Origin of the sequence: Bacillus sp. KICET-1, from assembly GCF_027721405.1 — a bacterium.
Classification (GTDB): domain Bacteria; phylum Bacillota; class Bacilli; order Bacillales; family Bacillaceae; genus Bacillus; species Bacillus velezensis.
In genome coordinates this window covers 1,489,976-1,507,451 of record NZ_CP113515.1, presented here as the reverse complement: position 1 = coordinate 1,507,451, position 17,476 = coordinate 1,489,976, and the positions used below count along the sequence as shown (strand labels likewise).

Genomic DNA, 17,476 nt, shown 5'->3' with positions numbered 1-17,476 from the left:
TTTCTCTTGTTACCGATAACAGAATCAAGCTTTCACAAAGTTGATTCCCGCACAATTAACTCCGGTTCAAAAAACAAATGACCTTGAGCTGCGCCGCCTTCATTCATTTTTTTCAGCAGCATTTTCGCACAGGCCTCTCCCATTTCCACAACCGGCTGTCTGACCGTAGTCAGCCGCGGGGAGGAAATGCGGTCAAGAAAAACACCGTCATTTCCAGTAACGGCCACATCTTCGGGAATTCGTTTTCCGAGTGACTGCACCGCACGAATGACCCCCAGCGCGATTCGGTCGGTGGCGCAGACAAACGCGGCTTGCCGGCCGAGCGTTTTCAAAACTTCTCTTGCCAGACTTTCGCTTTTTTTTGAACTGTTAGCGATCCGAAACAGCTTCGTTTCTCTGCAGCTCTCTTTCATCGCCCGAATATACCCCTGTTCTCTTGAGCGTTCGAATGGCTCATCCAAATCAATGCCGAAAAAGACAACCTCACGCTCCCCCAGCCCCATGACATGGCGGGTTGCCATAAAAGTCCCTTTTTCGTTATTCACATCGACGAAATCATAGCCCATTTCATTTTCTCCAAATACGACTAACGGCTTTTCAAAAGCTTTGATGACAAATTCAAAATCGGCCTTTCTCAAGCCGGTGGCAATAATGCCGTCGCATTGCCCGATATTGAGTGAATTTCTTGTCACAAGCTGCAAAGCATAATGATGGCGATCCAGCTCCCGGCTGATTCCGGTCAGCAAGTTCATGTAATAGGGTTCGGTCGTATCCATTTCCTCGAGAATCAGCAATTTGACAACCTGTGTTCTGTTTTGCACAAGCGCTCTTGCCGCATAATTAGGGATGTAATTCAGCTCTTTCATTGCGGAATGAACGAGCTTTTTCAGTTCATCTGTTACCGTATCAGGGTGATTAATCACACGTGATACCGTCATTTTCGAAACATTCGCTCTCTTAGCCACATCTGACAACGTCGCCATTTTCCGTCTCCTTCCGCTTTTGCTTAGATAGCCAATCCGAATTAGTTAAATTATACTACGATGGTAATCTGGACATAAAAAAAGATTTCCCTAAGGAAATCTCACATTGTCAAATACACTCGATTTTCATGAAGTCCGCCCGGGACTCACACACATGTCAGATGGCTCTTTTTTTATATTTCCGTCCATTTTTTCTGAAGGATCGGGTACGAGTAATTGTTCATCTGCTCAATCAGCTCATCCGGCCGGGAGGAACTGTGTATCAGCTTTAAATGAGACTCATTCGAAAATCCTTCCTGGATGCTGTACTTGACCATCTTCATCATCGGCTCAAAATACCCGTTCACATTGTACAGTCCGATCGGTTTTTGATGAATGCCGATTTGCGCCCAGCACAGCACTTCAAATAACTCTTCATATGTTCCGAAACCGCCGGGCATGGCAATGTACCCGTCGGCAAGTTCACTCATTTTCGCTTTCCGCTCATGCATGCCGCTGACTTCAATCAGCTCCGTCAGATTCTGATGAACAATCTCTCCGCTGAAAAGCCCGCTCGGCATGACGCCGACAGCTTTTCCGCCGCCTGCCATTAACGCATCAGCAACGGTTCCCATCAGACCGACCCGTGAACCGCCGTAAACAAGGCCGATTCCCTGCTCCGCCATATATTCACCCAGTTCGGCCGCTTTGCGTTTGTACTCTTCATTTACCCCCGGGTTTGACCCCGCAAATACACAAATGGTTTTCATTTTTTCATCTCCGCATCTATATATGTACATCAATAAATCAAAATACACTATATATTGTCCCATCTCTATATGATAATATCAATAAGAATCATACAGGACATAAGGAGTGTTTCACATGCAGATGGCTGAAGCAGAACAATGGACGAAAGATTTTTACGAAAAACGAGGATGGACGGCGTACGGGCCATTTATCAGAATCGGCTTTTTAATGGAAGAGGCGGGTGAGCTCGCCCGGGCGGTAAGAGCATATGAAATCGGCAGAGACCGGCCGGATGAAAAGGACGCAACCCAGGCTGAACGCAGACAGGAGCTGATTGAAGAAATGGGTGACGTCCTCGGAAATCTGGCCATCCTTGCCGATAAGTACGGAATCACGTTAGAAGATGCGATGAAAGCCCATCAGGAAAAACTGATCAAGCGCTTTGAAACCGAATAAAAACACGGCCTGTCCGCTTTTTCATGGACAGGCCGTATCTGAATTTATCCCGTTATCTCGTCCTGATGCTCAAAGAAATGCTGTTTCCCGATTTTATGAAACAGCCCCGTCTTCCGGATCAGCTCTCTCGGCTGTGATTGCAATCCGACGATCATCAATCTCCCGTTATGCCGTTTGATCCGGTTCATCACATTCCCCAGCACCGCTTCTGCGGAGGTATCCATGTAATGCACATTATTCATCAGCAGAATAAGCGTCTTCGGCTTTTCCTGAAGCCTCTCCAGCAGCGATGATTCCAGTGAATCAATTGAACCGAAAAACAGCGGCCCTTCAATGGAATATGTGCTGACGGATGAATCATTTTTAACCGATTTGACAGCGGCATGCGGTGTTTTAATGCTTGTTGATTCGCTCATCTTTCTGATAAAGAAAACAAAAGCGAGCACGAGACCGGCAGAAACGCCGATGATTAAATCAAACAGAACCGTCAGCAAAAAGGTTGCCGCCAGTACGAATGAATCAGTGTTTTTCAGCCGCATCATATTGGCGACTTCCCTCCGCTCACTCATGTTCCAAGCCACAACCATCAATACCGGCGCCATGCTTGCCAGCGGTACGTGAACGGCAAGCGGGGCGAAGACGAGCAGGACGAGGAGGACGGTGACTCCGTGGACAACACCGGAAATCGGAGAAACTGCGCCGTTTTTAATATTTGTTGCGGTCCGCGCAATCGCTCCCGTTGCCGGTATGCCGCCGAAAAGCGGCGCTGCCATATTGGCGATGCCCTGCCCGACAAGCTCCCTATTGCTGTCATGCCGTGATCCTTTCATATTGTCCGCGACCATCGCCGATAATATGGATTCAAGTCCGCCGAGAAGCGCAATGATCAAAGCAGACGGGAACATCATCACCATGTTATCGATTGAGAAATCCGGAAGCTGAAAAGCCGGGAGCTGCCGCGGAATCTCCCCGTAAGCAGAACCGATTGTCGCCATTTTGTCAGGAAAAAACACGACCGCCGCGGCTGTAGAGACAAGCAGCGCCACAAGCGCGCCCGGAATCTTCGGCATCAGCCTGGCTGATAACACCAAAATGGCCAAAGCAATTCCCGCGATGAGGATGCTGTACAAATTAAAGGTTCCGATCTTCTTGCCTATTTCCGCAATGTTGAGGATAAAGCTTTCATGCTTTTGAATATCGCGCAGACCGAGAAAATGGGCAATCTGCTCCGAGAAAATCAGCACCGCGATTCCGGCCGTAAATCCGACGATCACCGGCTTCGGCACGAATTTCATAATCTTTCCGAGCTTAAATACGCCAAACAGGACGAGCATAACGCCTGCCATAAAACCGGCTACAAGTAAATTCTCAAAACCATACTGCATCACAATGGCAAATAAAATGGGAACAAACGCCCCCGTAGGCCCGCCGATCTGATATTTAGAGCCGCCCAACAGCGAAATCAGAATTCCGGCCACAATAACGGTGTAAAGCCCGTATTCCGGACCGACCCCCGAGGCGATAGCAAAGGCCATTCCCAGTGGAATCGCTACAATTCCGACCACAATTCCCGCGATTAGGTCTTTCTGAAATTTCTGCAAATTGTATCCCTGATATCTGCCGGTAAATTGCATCGTCAGCTGCATCCTCCTTTGACTGTTTCATAACCGTCAACGACTACATCCAGCGTCCCCGTCCCCGGATCGATCACCAGCCCGTGCACCGGCACCTCTTCAGGCAAGAGCGGATGATGCCTGACCATATTCACGCTGTGGGCCACGCTTTCTTCGACGCTGTGAAAACCGGTCAGCCATGTTTCCAAATCGACTCCCGCATGTTGCAGAAGGCTGAGACATTTGTCCTCCACGCCGCGCTCTTTCGCTTTATTTAATATGGAAGCCGCATTTAATCCCGACATTCCGCACTCGCGGTGACCTATGATGCAGACTTCCTCTGCCTGCAGTTCATAAACGGCAACCAAAATGCTCCGCATGACACTTCCAAATGGGTGAGAAACAATGGCTCCCGCGTTTTTTATGATTTTGGCATCGCCGTTTCTGAGTCCCATCGCCTGCGGCAGAAGCTCCGTCAGCCTTGTATCCATACAGGATACGATGACAAGCTTTTTTTTCGGGAATTTTGTCGTTTGGTAAGGTTCATATTTCCTTTCTTGGACAAACTGCTGGTTGTGCTCCAAAATGCTTGATAAAGAAACCATTTTTCTATTCATCTCCCATCCGATTGTATTGCAAGCCTTCTTACCCAGCTTACAGTAAGGAATTATAGCACAGAAAAAGGCCTCAAAAGCGCTTTCAAAAAAAGACACGATAATTTGACTGTAAATTCAGATTATGTTCATTTATATCTTTCAAAAATAATAAAATTTATCTTTACACCAACCTATAAAGCTTTTGAAAACAGCGGTTCCGCTCATTTTGCCTTCAGAAATATAGGCGGATTCTGTTATTGTTTGGAGAAATCCAGCATGTACGTTTCTTTTTCTTTCATTTTAAGTTCAAAAGAACCAGAAATTTATCGTAATACGTTTGAATATTTCTCACGTTACCGCTTCTCTTATATAATAAAATAGAGAAGAAAGACAAAGGAGGAGAAGCCCGTTGAAACCCTATGTATTCATCGCGAAACCGATACCGCCGGAAGTCGAACAAATGATAGGCGAGCATTGCCGCTATGACATCTGGAAAGAAGATACCATTCCAAAAGAGGAACTGTACGAAAAAATGAAAGATGCTGAAGGGCTGCTGACATCCGGAACGGCGATTGACAGTGATTTACTGGATCACGCGCCGAAGCTGAAGGTCGTCAGCAACAATTCAGTCGGCTATGATAATTTTAACATTGAAGAAATGAAAAGACGCGGGGTTGTCGGCACGCATACGCCGTACACCTTAGATGACACTGTCGCTGATCTGGCTTTTTCATTAATCCTGTCTTCCGCCAGACGGGTTGCCGAATTGGATCGATTCGTCCGCGCCGGCAAATGGGGAACCGTTGAGGAAGAATCTCTTTTCGGTATGGATGTCCACCATCAGACATTAGGAATTATCGGCATGGGCAGAATCGGTGAACAAGCTGCCAAACGGGCAAAATTCGGCTTCGATATGGACGTGCTGTATTATAACCGCAGCAGAAAACCGGACGCTGAGAAGGAACTCGGGGTTACATATGCCGACTTAGATACACTGCTGAAAACATCAGACTTTGTGCTGTTAATTACGCCGCTTACTGACGAAACCTATCATATGATGGGAGAGCGGGAATTTAAATTGATGAAAGATACGGCATGTTTCGTCAATATTTCCCGGGGAAAGACGGTTGATGAGAAAGCGCTCATCCGCGCATTGCAGGAGGGCTGGATAAAAGGCGCCGGTTTAGATGTGTTTGAAAAAGAGCCGATCGCCGAAGACAATCCGCTCCTGCAGCTGGAAAACGTCACATTGCTTCCTCATATCGGGTCAGCAACGGCAAAAATCCGCTTGAATATGTTCAAGCAAGCCGCACAAAACATGATTGACGCCGTATACGGAAAAACACCGAAAAACCTCACGAAGGAATTTCAATGAGATGAAAAATCCCGGCCGTTTCAGCCGGGGTTTATTTTTCACTAGATCAAAAGTACTATTTTAAAATTCTTTCTATTCCTTTCTCTTGATGCTGATACAATGAAAAGGAATCAGCTTCACATGATAAAAATGGGAGGTATTGCTTTGAAAAAACGATTATCGTGGATTTCCGTTTGTTTGCTGGTGCTGTTCTCCGCGGCGGGGATGCTGTTTTCAACGGCTGCCAAGACGGATACATCTTCTCACAAGGCGCACACTGAAGCACAGGTTATCAACACGTTTGACGGGGTTGCGGATTATCTTCAGACCTATCATAAGCTTCCTGATAATTACATTACAAAATCAGAAGCACAGGCCCTCGGCTGGGTGGCATCAAAGGGGAATCTGGCGGACGTCGCCCCGGGGAAAAGCATCGGCGGGGACATCTTCTCAAACAGGGAAGGCAAACTCCCTGCCAAAAGCGGACGGACGTGGCGTGAAGCGGATATTAACTATACATCAGGCTTCAGAAATTCAGACCGGATTCTTTACTCAAGCGACTGGCTGATTTATAAGACGACAGATCATTATAAAACCTTTACAAAAATGAGATAAACACATACAAAAAACGGCTTCCCTGCGGAGGCCGTTTTTTTTGCAGAGAACCTGCGAGCTTCATATAAAATGAGCAGTAAATTTTTCTTCAAACTCTGACCGGTCTATTCTGCTGTTTTCCGCCGTGCCATCGTGTTTTTTTATTGTTATATTGCGTTCAGACAGAACCATGTGCCCTTCCGGTGTCCGCTTTGAAGCAAGCAGGCGTTTGTTGAAAGGAGAGCGTTCATGTTCAAAGATTGTTTGTTTCATAGACTTGAGGTCCTTTTCATCGATTTCTTCAAGCGAAAATGCGTAACCTGTCTGCCAGCCGTCCCCTTTGTTCATTTCAAGCACGTATGCCCCGAATTCCGTCTCTTCTATCCTCACGCGGAACGCTCCGGCCGCTGATACCGTCTCGTCTCCCGACATCGGCACAGGCTGCATGGCGAGATTGAGGCCGAAGCCTGCATCAGCGATGTACTCATTCCCTCCGGCGGAAAGAAGTACGGCCGCATGTGTGCCGGGCAGCGCCCAGCCGTTTTTCCAGACCGTTCCGCGGATCAATTTGACATCCAATCCGGCATCTTTCAGGATGAAATAAAGCAGTCCGTTCAAGTCATAGCAAAGGCCGCCATGAGGTTCCTTCACCATGTGCCGCCACAGTCCTTCTTTCGTGACGTCATATTCTTTTTTGGACAAAACCGCGCGATTTTCAAACGGAAACCGATACGCGAGCGCCTTTAAAAACTCCGGCAGGTTGCTGAAATCGAGGGAATCCTTTTCCCAGCCTATCGTTTGATAACAATCTTTCAGAAACTCATTCATCGTTCCGTCCCCCTTACAAAGTGTTTACACTTCTTCCTGCACATAAGCGGACAACTTTTCCAGCGCTTCCTTTTCATCGTCGCCTTCAGCGATCAGAGTGACTTCCGTCCCCGTACTGACCGCCAGACTCATTAATCCCATAATGCTTTTGGCATTCACTTTCTTGCCGTTTTTCTCAAGAAACACATCTGATGCAAAACGATTTGCCTCCTGTACAAACAATGCAGCGGGGCGCGCCTGCAATCCCGTCTTTAAACGCACTTCCACTTTCCCCTGAACCATAAGATCTCCCCTTTTCTGTACGGTTATTTCAAAGTGATGCTTTGTCCTGTACGCAGCTGTTCTGCGATTTCATCGAGCTTTCTCAGCCTGTGATTGATGCCGGATTTGCTGATTTTCCCGCTTGCAACCATTTCCCCCAGTTCTTTCAGCGTGACCTCCTGATAATCAATCCGCAGCTGCGCAATTTCGCGAAGCTTTTCCGGCAGCGCTTCAAGACCGATCCGTTCATCAATGTATTTAATATTTTCCACCTGTCTGAGAGAAGCCCCGATGGTTTTGTTTAAGTTTGCTGTTTCACAATTGACGAGGCGGTTCACTGAGTTTCTCATATCTCTGACAATCCGCACATCTTCAAAGCGCAGCAGTGAATTGTGAGCGCCGATGACATTCAGAAATTCAGTGATTTTTTCCGCCTCTTTTAAATACGTAATATAGCCTTTTTTCCGTTCAAGCGTTTTGCTGTTCAGATGAAATTCATTCAGCAGCGCGCATAATGAATCGTTATGTTCCTTATAAAGCGAGAAGATTTCCAAGTGGTACGACGAGGTTTCGGGATTATTCACAGATCCCCCCGCCAAAAACGCCCCTCTCATATAAGAACGTTTGCAGCAGCGTTTCGCCACCAGTTCCTCAGAAATATTCCGTTCAAATACAAAGTTCTCTCCGAGGATTTTCAATTCCTCTAAAATCAGCTTTGCATTTTCAGAAAAGCGCACAATATAAACATTATTTTTTTTCAGCCGCATTTTTTTTCTGACTAACAGTTCGACCGATACATCATATTGTTTCTTCAGCAATGTATAAATGCGGCGGGCAATCGCCGCATTTTCGGTTTGAACGTCAAGCACGAGATGGCGGTTTGAAAATGACAGGGAACCGTTCATCCGAATCAGCGCGGACAGCTCCGCCTTGGCGCAGCAGTCCTTCACTTCCAGATTCGTCAGTTCTTTTTTTGTTTCCGATGCAAATGACATATTAGCCACCTCATTTCAAAAGGCCTCTAGTCCCTTAATAAATCGACAAGAAGAGAAGCCACTTTATGTGTATCGTGACGGATTACGCCATTTTTATACGTGATAATCTGATCCCTGATGACCTCAAGCCCCATGGATTTCAGCTTTTCAATATTGAAGTCGACGGGCCGGGCCAGCTCTTTCGCATATTTGCTTTTGATTTCGTCAGGGATCTCCTCATTGTTGATTAAGATCGTGTCGATAAACGGCTGCTCCATATGATCGTTCAGCGCCTTGACATGGTCGGCCGCGCTGTATTGCAGCGTCTCGCCGGGCTGTGTCATGACGTTGCATATATATACTTTTTTGGCCGCAGCCTTGACGACTTCTTCTCCGATTTTCGGCACGAGCAGATTCGGAAGAATGCTTGTGTACAGGCTTCCCGGACCGATAATGATTAAATCGGCCTGACGGATGACGTCAATCGTTTCCGGGAGCGGATCAATTTTTTCAGGCGTAAGAAACACCCGTTTAATCCGCTGGCCGTAAGAAGGGATTGTCGATTCTCCGGAGACGACCTGCCCGTCCTCCATTTCAGCGTGAAGAACGACACTGGTGTTGGCAGCCGGCAGCACTCTGCCGCGCACATTCAGCACCTTGCTCATTTCGGTGACAGCGTGAAAGAAATCACCGGTTATATTTGTCATCGCTGCCAAAATCAAATTGCCGAGCGAATGTCCGGTTAAGTCGCTTCCTTTGTTGAAACGGTGCTGAAACAGATTTTCAACGAGCGGCTCAACATCTGACAAAGCGGCCAGTACGTTACGAATGTCACCCGGCGGCGGAATTTGAAGTTCATCCCGCAGACGGCCTGAACTTCCGCCGTCATCAGCAACTGTCACAATCGCCGTAATATCAACGGGCTTATGCTTTAACCCCCGAAGCAGCACGGACAGACCCGTTCCGCCGCCGAAGATTGCGATTTTCGGCTTCTTATTCATTTCCGGCTTCTCTTTTCAATGTCCCGGTGAGTGACATGAGTATAGAAATCTTTTTTAAAATAGTCAGCCAAATACTCAGCGAGCGTGACGGAGCGGTGCTGGCCGCCCGTACAGCCGATCGCGATGACAAGCTGGCTTTTACCTTCCCGCTTATAAGACGGAAGCATAAAGCCGAGCAGATCAACAAGCTTTTCAATAAACTTTTGTGTTTCGTTCCACTTCATCACATAGGATGACACTTCCTCATCTTTCCCCGTAAGCGGCCTCATGCTTTCAATGTAGAACGGATTCGGCAGAAACCTTACATCAAACACGAGGTCGGCATCTATCGGAAGCCCGTATTTGAACCCGAATGACATTACGTTCACTGTAAATGTTTCACCTTGGTTCGTGGCGAAATGCGCCACGATTTTTTCACGCAGATCACGCGGTTTCATATCCGATGTGTCATAAATCAGCTGAGAGCGCCCTTTCAATTCTTCAAGCAGCTGGCGTTCCAGCGCGATTCCTTCGAGAGGAAGCCCGGTAGCGGCCAGCGGGTGAGAACGCCTCGTTTCTTTGTATCTCGTCACAAGGATGGAATCCTTAGCGTCTAAAAAGAGAATGCGCGGTGTAATCCACGGATTTTCCGCCATTTCATCCAGCGCCTCAATCAGCCTGTCAAAAAACTCACGTCCCCGCAGATCCATGACAAGCGCGACCTTGCTCATTTTTGAACTTGATTCTTTCATCAGCTCCAAAAATTTCGGCAGCAAGGAAGGCGGCAGATTGTCGACGCAAAAATAGCCGAGATCCTCAAAGCTTTGAATGGCGACGGTTTTCCCCGCTCCAGACATTCCCGTAATGATGACGAGCTGAATATCATGGTTTTCATTCATACTCATCTTTCTCCCCCCTGCGGTCTTACTTTTATTTGATAAGCTGCGGATCTAAACGATAGCTGAGCAGCTCGAAGTCCGGCGTATACGTAAAGGTGCCGTGCAAAAGCCCTTGGCCCTTGATCATAAAATCAAGGATATGCCCGTCTCCGGGGGCCATCGGAAGGCTGTGGATATCTTTTACGTCATGCCACTTCAGAACGCCTTCCTCTGATTCAGCGACATTCCGCCCCGTGTACGAGTCGGCGACGAAAGTAAACATCATCCACTCTGACACGATTTGTTCCTGTTCCTTAATAATAAAGGTAAACACGCCTTTTAACTGCGGATTCAGTATATAAATGCCCGTCTCTTCTCTGTACTCTCTGATGACGGAATCTCTGACGGACTCGCCGCTTTCCATCTTCCCGCCGGGCGCGACCCACCAGCCCCGTCTCGGCTTTTGGAGAAGGAGAACCTGATCATCTGTCTGCAGCACACAATTTGTCACTCTTTGCACAAGTACGTCACCTAACCTTCTCAACAAATCATCGTCTCTTCATTATACCGTTTCGGCATGTCTCTCACAATGCAGAGACACCGACATCCTTTTCTTTTATTTGACAGAAAACAGAAAATCGCAAAAAAAGGGCACGGATACTGGAATCCGTGCCAAAGTGTATTCATTAAAAAGGGGGTCAATTACTACATTCATCTTAAAACATCAGTATTTCACCCGTGTTACAGCGTAATTAAAACACAGTAACGATTCAAAAACTGAACATTACAGTGATTATTTAACGGTTTTGAGCGTTTCCTCAAGCTCTTCTACATAATGCTGAACGCTTTGAGCCGCAATACTTCCGTCGCCTGTCGCCGTTACGATCTGGCGGAGTGTTTTTTCACGGATGTCTCCCGCGGCGAAAATGCCCGGAACTTTTGTCTCCATTTGAGCGTTTGTTTCAATGTAGCCTTCTTCATTTGTGATGCCCAAGTTTTCGAACGGTTTAGAAAGCGGAAGCATACCGATATAAATAAAGACGCCGTCAGCTTTGAATTCTTCCTCTTCTCCCGTCACGGTATCCACAAGAGTAAGTCTGCCGACTTTTCCGTTTTCCTCATGGATTTCTTTTACGGTTTTGTTCCATTTGAAGTCAATTTTCTCATTGTCAAAAGCACGCGCCTGAAGAATGCTTTGCGCCCGCAATTTGTCACGTCTGTGAACGATGGTGACTTTTGAAGCGAAGCGTGTCAGATAGACGCCTTCTTCAACGGCGGAGTCTCCGCCGCCGACAACGACAAGCTCTTTATTTTTAAAGAACGCGCCGTCACAAACCGCGCAGTACGATACGCCGCGGCCGCCCAGTTCTTTTTCGCCGGGAACGCCGATCTTTTTGTATTCCGCTCCGGCAGAAATGACGATGGCGCGCGCTTTATATTCTTTTGAACCGGCTTTGACCGTTTTATATTCTTTGCCGTCAACGATTTCTTTAATATCGCCGTACGCATATTCCGCACCGAATTTTTTCGCATGTTCAAACATTTTATTAGAAAGTTCAGGGCCGAGAATGCTTTCAAAACCCGGATAGTTTTCAACATCCTCCGTGTTGGCCATCTGGCCGCCCGGAATTCCTCTTTCGATCATTAATGTGGATAAGTTCGCTCGTGATGTGTAAACAGCAGCGGTCATCCCCGCCGGACCCGCGCCGATAATGATCACATCATAAATTTTTTCTTCTGACACCATGATTCACTCCTTTTCGAAATGGGGCGCACCCTATATGGATAAGAATCCCCATCAATCGTATTCCTTACCCATATCCTATTAAATCTGAGGGCAATTCGCTATTTTTTTGCTCATTTTTCTGAGAAACCATGATTAGTCGGCTCCTGAGCGGGTATACAAATAAAGAAAGAGCCTTCCGGGATAGAAGGCCCTTGTCTTATTCATTATTGCACGACACGTCTTACATTGCCGTTGAATGCTTTCTTCCAGTAAGGATTGCTCATAGAATCAATGGATACACCGTGTGATGTATTATCGTTCAGGAACGTTCCGTTACCTAAGTAGATGCCGACGTGGCCGTTTGTTTTATACGTATTGAAGAATACTAAGTCTCCGCGTTTCATGTCAGACGCGCTTACTGCTTTACCTCTTCCGATTAATGTATCTGTGTTTGTGCCGCTTGCAGGTCCGAGGTTAACGCCTGCGTTAGCATAAGCCCAGCGTACGAATGAAGAGCAGTCAAAAATACGGTTGTTAATATCAGATTGAGTGCGTCCGCCGCCGAATTTGTACGGGGATTGACCCACAAGGCTTGAACCTACGCTGATCGCGCCTTCAATACCGCCTGAATTTGAAATAACAGATCCGCCGTCAGAATCATCTGAACCGCCGCTGTTATGAGATGATCCGCCTGAAGTGCTCTTCGGTTTGCTTGAGCTGTCAGATGAATCAGATGATGCTGTTGAAACAGCCGCTTTTTTCACAGTTTTAACCGCCGGTGCCGGCTGGCTGTCATCTTTTTGGTTTTGGTCTTCAGAAGCTTTTTGCGCTTCTTCCTGTTTTTTGATCAGGGCAGCCGCTGCAGCCTGCTCAGCTTTAATGCGCTTCTGTTCTTTTTCAGTGTCAGCTTTTTCGTTTGCAAGCTTTGATGCTTCTTTTTTCAGATCAGAGATAGCGGAAGCCGCTTTTTTCTGTCCGTTTTTCGCTTCGTCAAAAAGCTTGTCTTTCTGATCAAGCTGTTTATTCAGGTCTTTTTGCATAGACTCGAGTTTCGCAAGATCATCTTGAACTTTTTTCAGCTTCACGTTAAGTTCAGCTTCTGCGTCTTCGAGTTTCGCTTTATCCTGCTCCTGCTGTTTGATCAGCTCTTTATCCGCATCAACGATAGAAGATACCGCAGTCGCACGGGAAATGAAGTCTCCGAAGCTTGTCGCCCCTAAAAGAACATCTATGTATCCTTGAGAACCGCCGTTTTCCTGTAAAGAACGAACGCGTTTTTTCAGGATTTCATTGCGTTTTTCAATACGCGCTTCTGTTTCTTTGATTTCTTTTTTCAAATCAGCGATCTGCTTTTTCGTTTTTTCGTTTTCAGCTTTTTTATCTTCGATTTTATTGCTTGTATCCAACGCTTTAGCGTTAATGTCTTTCAGTTCTTTTTCAATCTTAGCCTGCTTGTCCTGAAGCTTAGACAATTCTCTTTCTTTTGCTTCAAGGCTTGAAGCCACCTCAGATTGCTTGCTTTCGATTTTTGCTTTTTTGCTGTCTAATGTTTCCGCCGATGCAGTTTTTGTAAACGGGATCAAAAAACTGCTTGTCCCGATGACGGAAGCCAAACCAAGTGTTAATAAACTCTTTTTCACTTTTTCTTTCCTCCCTTTTACTTTAAACCTGTTCTCATTTGGAATTCTATTATGAACATCAAAGTTACGCTCCCTCACATACCCGTGAGGCTGATGATTTTTATGTATGAATCTTTAAATCTTTTAAATTGGTATAGATTATACAGCACATGTAAAATAAACTAATCTCTTATGTACGAGACTCATTATACCATCATGTTTCGACAATTTTTATTACAGTTATATTTCAATGTGATTGCAAATCTCATATTTTGCAAAATAAACGGTGATTACAGCCCGATTTCGATTCAAAAAGCAAAAAAATACGTATGAATACCTCTTTTTTCGGCGGTAAAGTTCTGTTTTGCCCCTTTCTGATAAAAAAAGAACCGACTCTTTATATAGAAAGAATCGGTTTTATTCTAATATATCATCTATTTGTCTGATGTATTTCGAAAGTGTTGCCGGCGTTATACCGTAAACGGCGGCCGTTTCTTTTTTCGTCGTTTTTTCGCCGTTTGCTTCTTTCCATACATATGCGATGGCTGCGGCCCATGCCCGCTCATTCTGTACGGCAGCGGCGGCGCGGATGTGCTGAATGACGTGAAAAACCCAGCAGCTCATGACGTCAGTTTTTAAACTGTCGGCTTCCGCTTTCTCCAGAAGCTTGACCGTCCGATACGTGAACAGCGCATCACCGGAAACGCCTGAAGCGCCTTTTTCACCGGAAAGCAGCAGTCTGACGAAATCTTGTTCAAACGGTGAAACGGCGCGTTTTGCCGTCAGAACTTTTTCAAGCTGGTTCCGCTCTCCTTCAGCGCTGCTGATATAATAGGCGGCAAGCCGCTGTTCAAGTGAAGCAGGCAGCGGTTCCTGCCGCTCCGCCCAAGGCGCGGGCCGGTCTGATTCGGGAAATTCGGCTTCGGCCTTTTTCCAAATGGTTTCCGCAAATTCTGTGCGGCCTGTCCCGTAGGCTGAGGCGGCAAGCCAGTAATAAAACGTGTCGTCGCCTTCGAACCCGCTTTTGTAAAGAGAACGGAGCCATTTATAACCGAGATCATGTCTGCCGACAAGCGCTAGCGTCGCTCCCAGCTTATAGCGCTGTTCGAATAAAATCGGATACACGTTGGCGAGTTTTCCGCTCAATTCTCCGACTTTTTCATCTTCCCTCTCGTAATAGCAGAATACAAGGAGGTTGCACAGGGCATGGAGATTGCCTTCATTTTTCTCAAGCACTTCGAATACCGTTTGTTTCGCTTTTGTGACATTGCCTGAGTAAAAGTAAGCGAGCGCCAGGTTGTTGTATGCAGACCAAAGCTCGGGGTAATCGGCCGTAATCTCTTCAAGCATGACAACCGCTTCATGAAGCTGGCCGCTCTCAAGAAGCGTTTTTGCCCGATCCTGCCTGATCAGCAGCTCATCCTGGTCATAGAGCGATTCGTTTTCACCCGCTTCGCCGAAATCCAAAAGCTCCATCAGATTTTCAATCTCTTCGCTGAATTCCCCGTCCGGATCGGCGTCGGAATAAGCCGCTGCTTCTTTGTATGCTTCCTGAAAGAGCCCCAAATGCGCGAAATTATTCGCTTTAAAGTAATGACACTCGGGCATTTCTTCTTTCAGGTTCACCAAAATAAAGTCGAACAGCTCATTTGACTGCTGGTAGTGGCCCATTTCAGAATAAATGACGGCCAGCCGGGACAGCATTTCGGAATCATTCGGCTCGAGGTGGACGGCCCGCTGAATCAGTTTGCTGGCCCGTTTTAAATTCCGCTCTTTATATGCTTTTAAGCCTTTATGAAAAAAATATTGTCCATCCTGAAGCAGCTGGACAATTTGCGCGTGCTTTTTCTGTTCAGAAGTGTGTTTTCCCACAAATATCCTCCGTTTTATACGTATTACCGTCAGTAGTATACCATAAAACGGTTTCGCCTCAATAGTTCAAAAGACAGGATCGGCTTCGTTTTTTACTGGCTGGTTCGACCAGATTTTAGCTGTTTTTTTCACGAGGCTCGGCTGGAAGAATGACGCGGAAAAGGGTTCCTTCGCCGCGCTTGCTCTCAATCTCTATCGAACCGCCGTGCAGCTCTGCGATTTTTTGGGCGATGGACAGACCGAGCCCGCTTCCCCCTGCGTTTCTCGCCTTGTCCGCTTTATAAAACCGTTCAAATACACGCTCCGCCTGTTCAGGCTCCATTCCGATTCCGTCGTCGGCGATTTCGACAGCCGCCGCTCCCGGCAGATCTGCAATTTTAACGGAAATGCGGCCGCCTTCACCGGTAAATTTTACGGCATTGTGAATCAGATTCATCCATACTTGGCTGAGCAGCGCTTCATCTCCGTACACATACGACTCCTGTAAATCAATGAGAAACTCAATCTGTTTGGCGGACCATTCAGGCTCACAGGTCAATATGGTGCGCCGCAGCTGTTTGTCAATGCGGAACGGTTTTTTTTGTATCGGTTCGGTTTGGCGTTCAAGCGCAGTGAGCTTCAGCAGATTTTCACTGATTTTTGATAATCGTTCTGTTTCTGTTTCGATGATGTGTAAGTAGCGCCCCCGCTCCTCATATGATAAATCCGGTTTTTTCAGAAGATGCGCGTAGCCCTTTAATGAAGTGAGCGGGGTTTGGATTTCATGGGAAACGTTCGAAATAAATTCTTGTTTCAGTTTTTCCATTTCACTCAGTTCCGCGGCGAGTGTCGACAGTTCATCAGCCAATTTCGTCACGGGGTGGTTCCTCTCAATCTTCTCCATTTTCCGGGAAGCGGCCGCTGTGAAGTTGCCGCTCGACATTTGCTTGATCGTGGCGGTCAGCGAATCCCAGATCGCATGATGTCTTTCACGTGCTGACTTTGAAAAAATAAACATCGTTACAAACAGCAGGCCGAAAACAAGCCAAAGCGTCAGAATCTGCTCGGCGTACGGCACAAGCAAAATCGGCCATATGAGACCGAATCCCTGAACGATCAGGTGAGCCGCCAGCCATAAGAATGCGGTGACGGTGAGAAGGATGATGATTTTCCCAGCCGTTCTGAAGATCCGTTTCATCCTGTCACCACAAACCGATACCCGAGCCCCCGCACCGTATGGATGGCAAACGGATAGTCTTTTTCCGGAAACCGTTCTCTCAGCCTTTTAATATGCACATCAACGGTCCGCTCGTCACCTTCATAATCAAAGCCCCAAATATCTTCTATTAATTGTTCTCTTGAAAACGTCTTATTCGGATAACCGGCGAGCTTAAATAAAAGCTCAAATTCACGCCGGGGCAGTGTCAATCCCGCTCCGCCGCCGCGCGTTACGGTGCGGGATTGCTTATCTAATGTGACCGTTCCGATGGTCAGCAGTTTTTCAGCGGTGATCCGGTACCGTTTCAGCAATGCTTTGACCCTTGCTTCCAGCTCAAGCGGCTCAAACGGTTTGACGAGATAATCATCCGCTCCGGAAGTAAAACCTTGCACTTTGTCCAGCGTTTCGCCTTTTGCCGTCAGCATCAAAATCGGAATGTCCGTAAAGCTGCGGACGGCTTCACTGACTTCAAACCCGTCCATTTTCGGCATCATCACATCCAGTATGATGAGATCTATAGGTGCTGATTCGATCAGCCGCACCGCCGCTTCCCCGTCTTCCGCTTCTGCGACGTCAAAACCGCTCTGCTCCATCATAAGGCGGACAAGCTCACGGATATGGCGGTCGTCATCCGCAACCAATATGACAGCCATGAAAATCCCTCCTTCTGCTTTTTTCTTTTCATGAATCGACATGATGTCTATAAACCGAATTTTTTCATTGTCTCCTGTACCGGCATACACGCTTATGGCTTGGCTCTTCATCGTTACCGACCGTACACCCGTATGAACAGGATTCCGGCTGCAAAATAAAAA

General features: G+C 46.9%; 18 protein-coding genes. 3 read left to right on the top strand and 15 right to left on the bottom strand.

What is annotated here, in order from left to right; genetic code table 11:
• Nucleotides 1-32: 32 nt before the first annotated feature.
• Together OVA33_RS07700 and OVA33_RS07695 are read right to left on the bottom strand one after the other, a co-directional pair.
• Nucleotides 33-983 (bottom strand): LacI family DNA-binding transcriptional regulator, encoded by a 951-nt coding sequence (locus OVA33_RS07700; protein ID WP_014418958.1) that lies wholly within the window; start codon nt 981-983, stop codon nt 33-35.
• Nucleotides 984-1,156: 173 nt separating this feature from the next.
• Nucleotides 1,157-1,732 (bottom strand): LOG family protein, encoded by a 576-nt coding sequence (locus OVA33_RS07695; RefSeq protein ID WP_025649326.1) that lies wholly within the window; start codon nt 1,730-1,732, stop codon nt 1,157-1,159.
• Between the two features lie 115 nt (nt 1,733-1,847).
• Between OVA33_RS07695 and OVA33_RS07690 the strand changes: the two genes are divergently transcribed.
• The gene (locus tag OVA33_RS07690) at nt 1,848-2,168 is read left to right on the top strand and encodes a MazG nucleotide pyrophosphohydrolase domain-containing protein (protein WP_003151506.1); all 321 of its coding nucleotides are present in this window, start codon (nt 1,848-1,850) and stop codon (nt 2,166-2,168) included.
• A 44-nt stretch (nt 2,169-2,212) separates the two neighbouring features.
• Here OVA33_RS07690 and OVA33_RS07685 read toward each other — a convergent pair whose 3' ends face one another.
• Complete coding sequence (locus OVA33_RS07685; RefSeq protein ID WP_025649327.1) at nt 2,213-3,802, bottom strand: SulP family inorganic anion transporter; 1,590 nt, start codon at nt 3,800-3,802, stop codon at nt 2,213-2,215.
• A gap of 2 nt (nt 3,803-3,804) precedes the next feature.
• Nucleotides 3,805-4,386, bottom strand: coding sequence for a beta-class carbonic anhydrase (locus tag OVA33_RS07680; protein ID WP_003151503.1), 582 nt, complete (start codon nt 4,384-4,386; stop codon nt 3,805-3,807).
• A 400-nt stretch (nt 4,387-4,786) separates the two neighbouring features.
• On the opposite strand from OVA33_RS07680, the gene OVA33_RS07675 reads away from it, so the two are divergent.
• Nucleotides 4,787-5,752, top strand: a complete 966-nt coding sequence (locus OVA33_RS07675; protein WP_012118532.1) for a 2-hydroxyacid dehydrogenase — start codon at nt 4,787-4,789, stop codon at nt 5,750-5,752.
• Between the two features lie 204 nt (nt 5,753-5,956).
• Nucleotides 5,957-6,346, top strand: a complete 390-nt coding sequence (locus tag OVA33_RS07670; protein WP_223204413.1) for a ribonuclease — start codon at nt 5,957-5,959, stop codon at nt 6,344-6,346.
• Nucleotides 6,347-6,406: 60 nt separating this feature from the next.
• Here OVA33_RS07670 and OVA33_RS07665 read toward each other — a convergent pair whose 3' ends face one another.
• From OVA33_RS07665 to OVA33_RS07615, 11 genes are all read right to left on the bottom strand, one after another.
• On the bottom strand, nt 6,407-7,153 hold the full coding sequence (locus tag OVA33_RS07665; protein WP_017418847.1) for an arylamine N-acetyltransferase family protein: 747 nt from the start codon (nt 7,151-7,153) through the stop codon (nt 6,407-6,409).
• A 24-nt stretch (nt 7,154-7,177) separates the two neighbouring features.
• A complete protein-coding gene (locus OVA33_RS07660; protein WP_003151495.1) occupies nt 7,178-7,435 on the bottom strand; it encodes an HPr family phosphocarrier protein in 258 nt (85 codons plus the stop codon).
• A gap of 23 nt (nt 7,436-7,458) precedes the next feature.
• Nucleotides 7,459-8,409, bottom strand: a complete 951-nt coding sequence (gene whiA / locus OVA33_RS07655; protein ID WP_007407421.1) for a DNA-binding protein WhiA — start codon at nt 8,407-8,409, stop codon at nt 7,459-7,461.
• Between the two features lie 26 nt (nt 8,410-8,435).
• Nucleotides 8,436-9,389: a gluconeogenesis factor YvcK family protein gene (locus tag OVA33_RS07650; protein ID WP_014418964.1), complete on the bottom strand. Its 954-nt coding sequence runs from the start codon at nt 9,387-9,389 to the stop codon at nt 8,436-8,438.
• Entirely contained in the window at nt 9,386-10,273 is an 888-nt protein-coding gene (gene rapZ, locus OVA33_RS07645; RefSeq protein ID WP_012118535.1) for an RNase adapter RapZ, read from the bottom strand. Before rapZ ends, OVA33_RS07650 begins: the two co-directional genes overlap by 4 nt.
• 25 nt (nt 10,274-10,298) lie before the next feature.
• Nucleotides 10,299-10,766: an 8-oxo-dGTP diphosphatase gene (locus tag OVA33_RS07640; protein WP_003151491.1), complete on the bottom strand. Its 468-nt coding sequence runs from the start codon at nt 10,764-10,766 to the stop codon at nt 10,299-10,301.
• A gap of 273 nt (nt 10,767-11,039) precedes the next feature.
• Complete coding sequence (gene trxB, locus OVA33_RS07635; RefSeq protein WP_007407423.1) at nt 11,040-11,990, bottom strand: thioredoxin-disulfide reductase; 951 nt, start codon at nt 11,988-11,990, stop codon at nt 11,040-11,042.
• Nucleotides 11,991-12,196: 206 nt separating this feature from the next.
• Entirely contained in the window at nt 12,197-13,612 is a 1,416-nt protein-coding gene (locus OVA33_RS07630) for a peptidoglycan DL-endopeptidase CwlO (RefSeq protein ID WP_025649330.1), read from the bottom strand.
• A gap of 396 nt (nt 13,613-14,008) precedes the next feature.
• A complete protein-coding gene (locus OVA33_RS07625) occupies nt 14,009-15,463 on the bottom strand; it encodes a tetratricopeptide repeat protein (RefSeq protein WP_128974126.1) in 1,455 nt (484 codons plus the stop codon).
• A gap of 115 nt (nt 15,464-15,578) precedes the next feature.
• Nucleotides 15,579-16,640 carry a sensor histidine kinase gene (locus tag OVA33_RS07620; RefSeq protein ID WP_128974127.1) on the bottom strand — a complete coding sequence of 354 codons (1,062 nt, stop codon included), beginning with the start codon at nt 16,638-16,640 and terminating at the stop codon, nt 15,579-15,581.
• Complete coding sequence (locus tag OVA33_RS07615; RefSeq protein ID WP_012118540.1) at nt 16,637-17,314, bottom strand: response regulator transcription factor; 678 nt, start codon at nt 17,312-17,314, stop codon at nt 16,637-16,639. The genes OVA33_RS07620 and OVA33_RS07615 overlap by 4 nt, the downstream gene beginning before the upstream one ends.
• Nucleotides 17,315-17,476: the final 162 nt, after the last annotated feature.

Excerpts from the sequence above, each read along its gene's own strand:
- OVA33_RS07700 (WP_014418958.1), bottom strand. The coding sequence starts at position 983 with ATGGCGACGTTGTCAGATGTGGCTAAGAGAGCGAATGTTTCGAAAATG.
- OVA33_RS07695 (WP_025649326.1), bottom strand. The coding sequence starts at position 1,732 with ATGAAAACCATTTGTGTATTTGCGGGGTCAAACCCGGGGGTAAATGAA.
- OVA33_RS07690 (WP_003151506.1), top strand. The coding sequence starts at position 1,848 with ATGCAGATGGCTGAAGCAGAACAATGGACGAAAGATTTTTACGAAAAA.
- OVA33_RS07685 (WP_025649327.1), bottom strand. The coding sequence starts at position 3,802 with ATGCAATTTACCGGCAGATATCAGGGATACAATTTGCAGAAATTTCAG.
- OVA33_RS07680 (WP_003151503.1), bottom strand. The coding sequence starts at position 4,386 with ATGGTTTCTTTATCAAGCATTTTGGAGCACAACCAGCAGTTTGTCCAA.
- OVA33_RS07670 (WP_223204413.1), top strand. The coding sequence starts at position 5,957 with ATGCTGTTTTCAACGGCTGCCAAGACGGATACATCTTCTCACAAGGCG.
- OVA33_RS07665 (WP_017418847.1), bottom strand. The coding sequence starts at position 7,153 with ATGAATGAGTTTCTGAAAGATTGTTATCAAACGATAGGCTGGGAAAAG.
- OVA33_RS07660 (WP_003151495.1), bottom strand. The coding sequence starts at position 7,435 with ATGGTTCAGGGGAAAGTGGAAGTGCGTTTAAAGACGGGATTGCAGGCG.
- whiA (WP_007407421.1), bottom strand. The coding sequence starts at position 8,409 with ATGTCATTTGCATCGGAAACAAAAAAAGAACTGACGAATCTGGAAGTG.
- OVA33_RS07650 (WP_014418964.1), bottom strand. The coding sequence starts at position 9,389 with ATGAATAAGAAGCCGAAAATCGCAATCTTCGGCGGCGGAACGGGTCTG.
- rapZ (WP_012118535.1), bottom strand. The coding sequence starts at position 10,273 with ATGAGTATGAATGAAAACCATGATATTCAGCTCGTCATCATTACGGGA.
- OVA33_RS07620 (WP_128974127.1), bottom strand. The coding sequence starts at position 16,640 with ATGAAACGGATCTTCAGAACGGCTGGGAAAATCATCATCCTTCTCACC.
- OVA33_RS07615 (WP_012118540.1), bottom strand. The coding sequence starts at position 17,314 with ATGGCTGTCATATTGGTTGCGGATGACGACCGCCATATCCGTGAGCTT.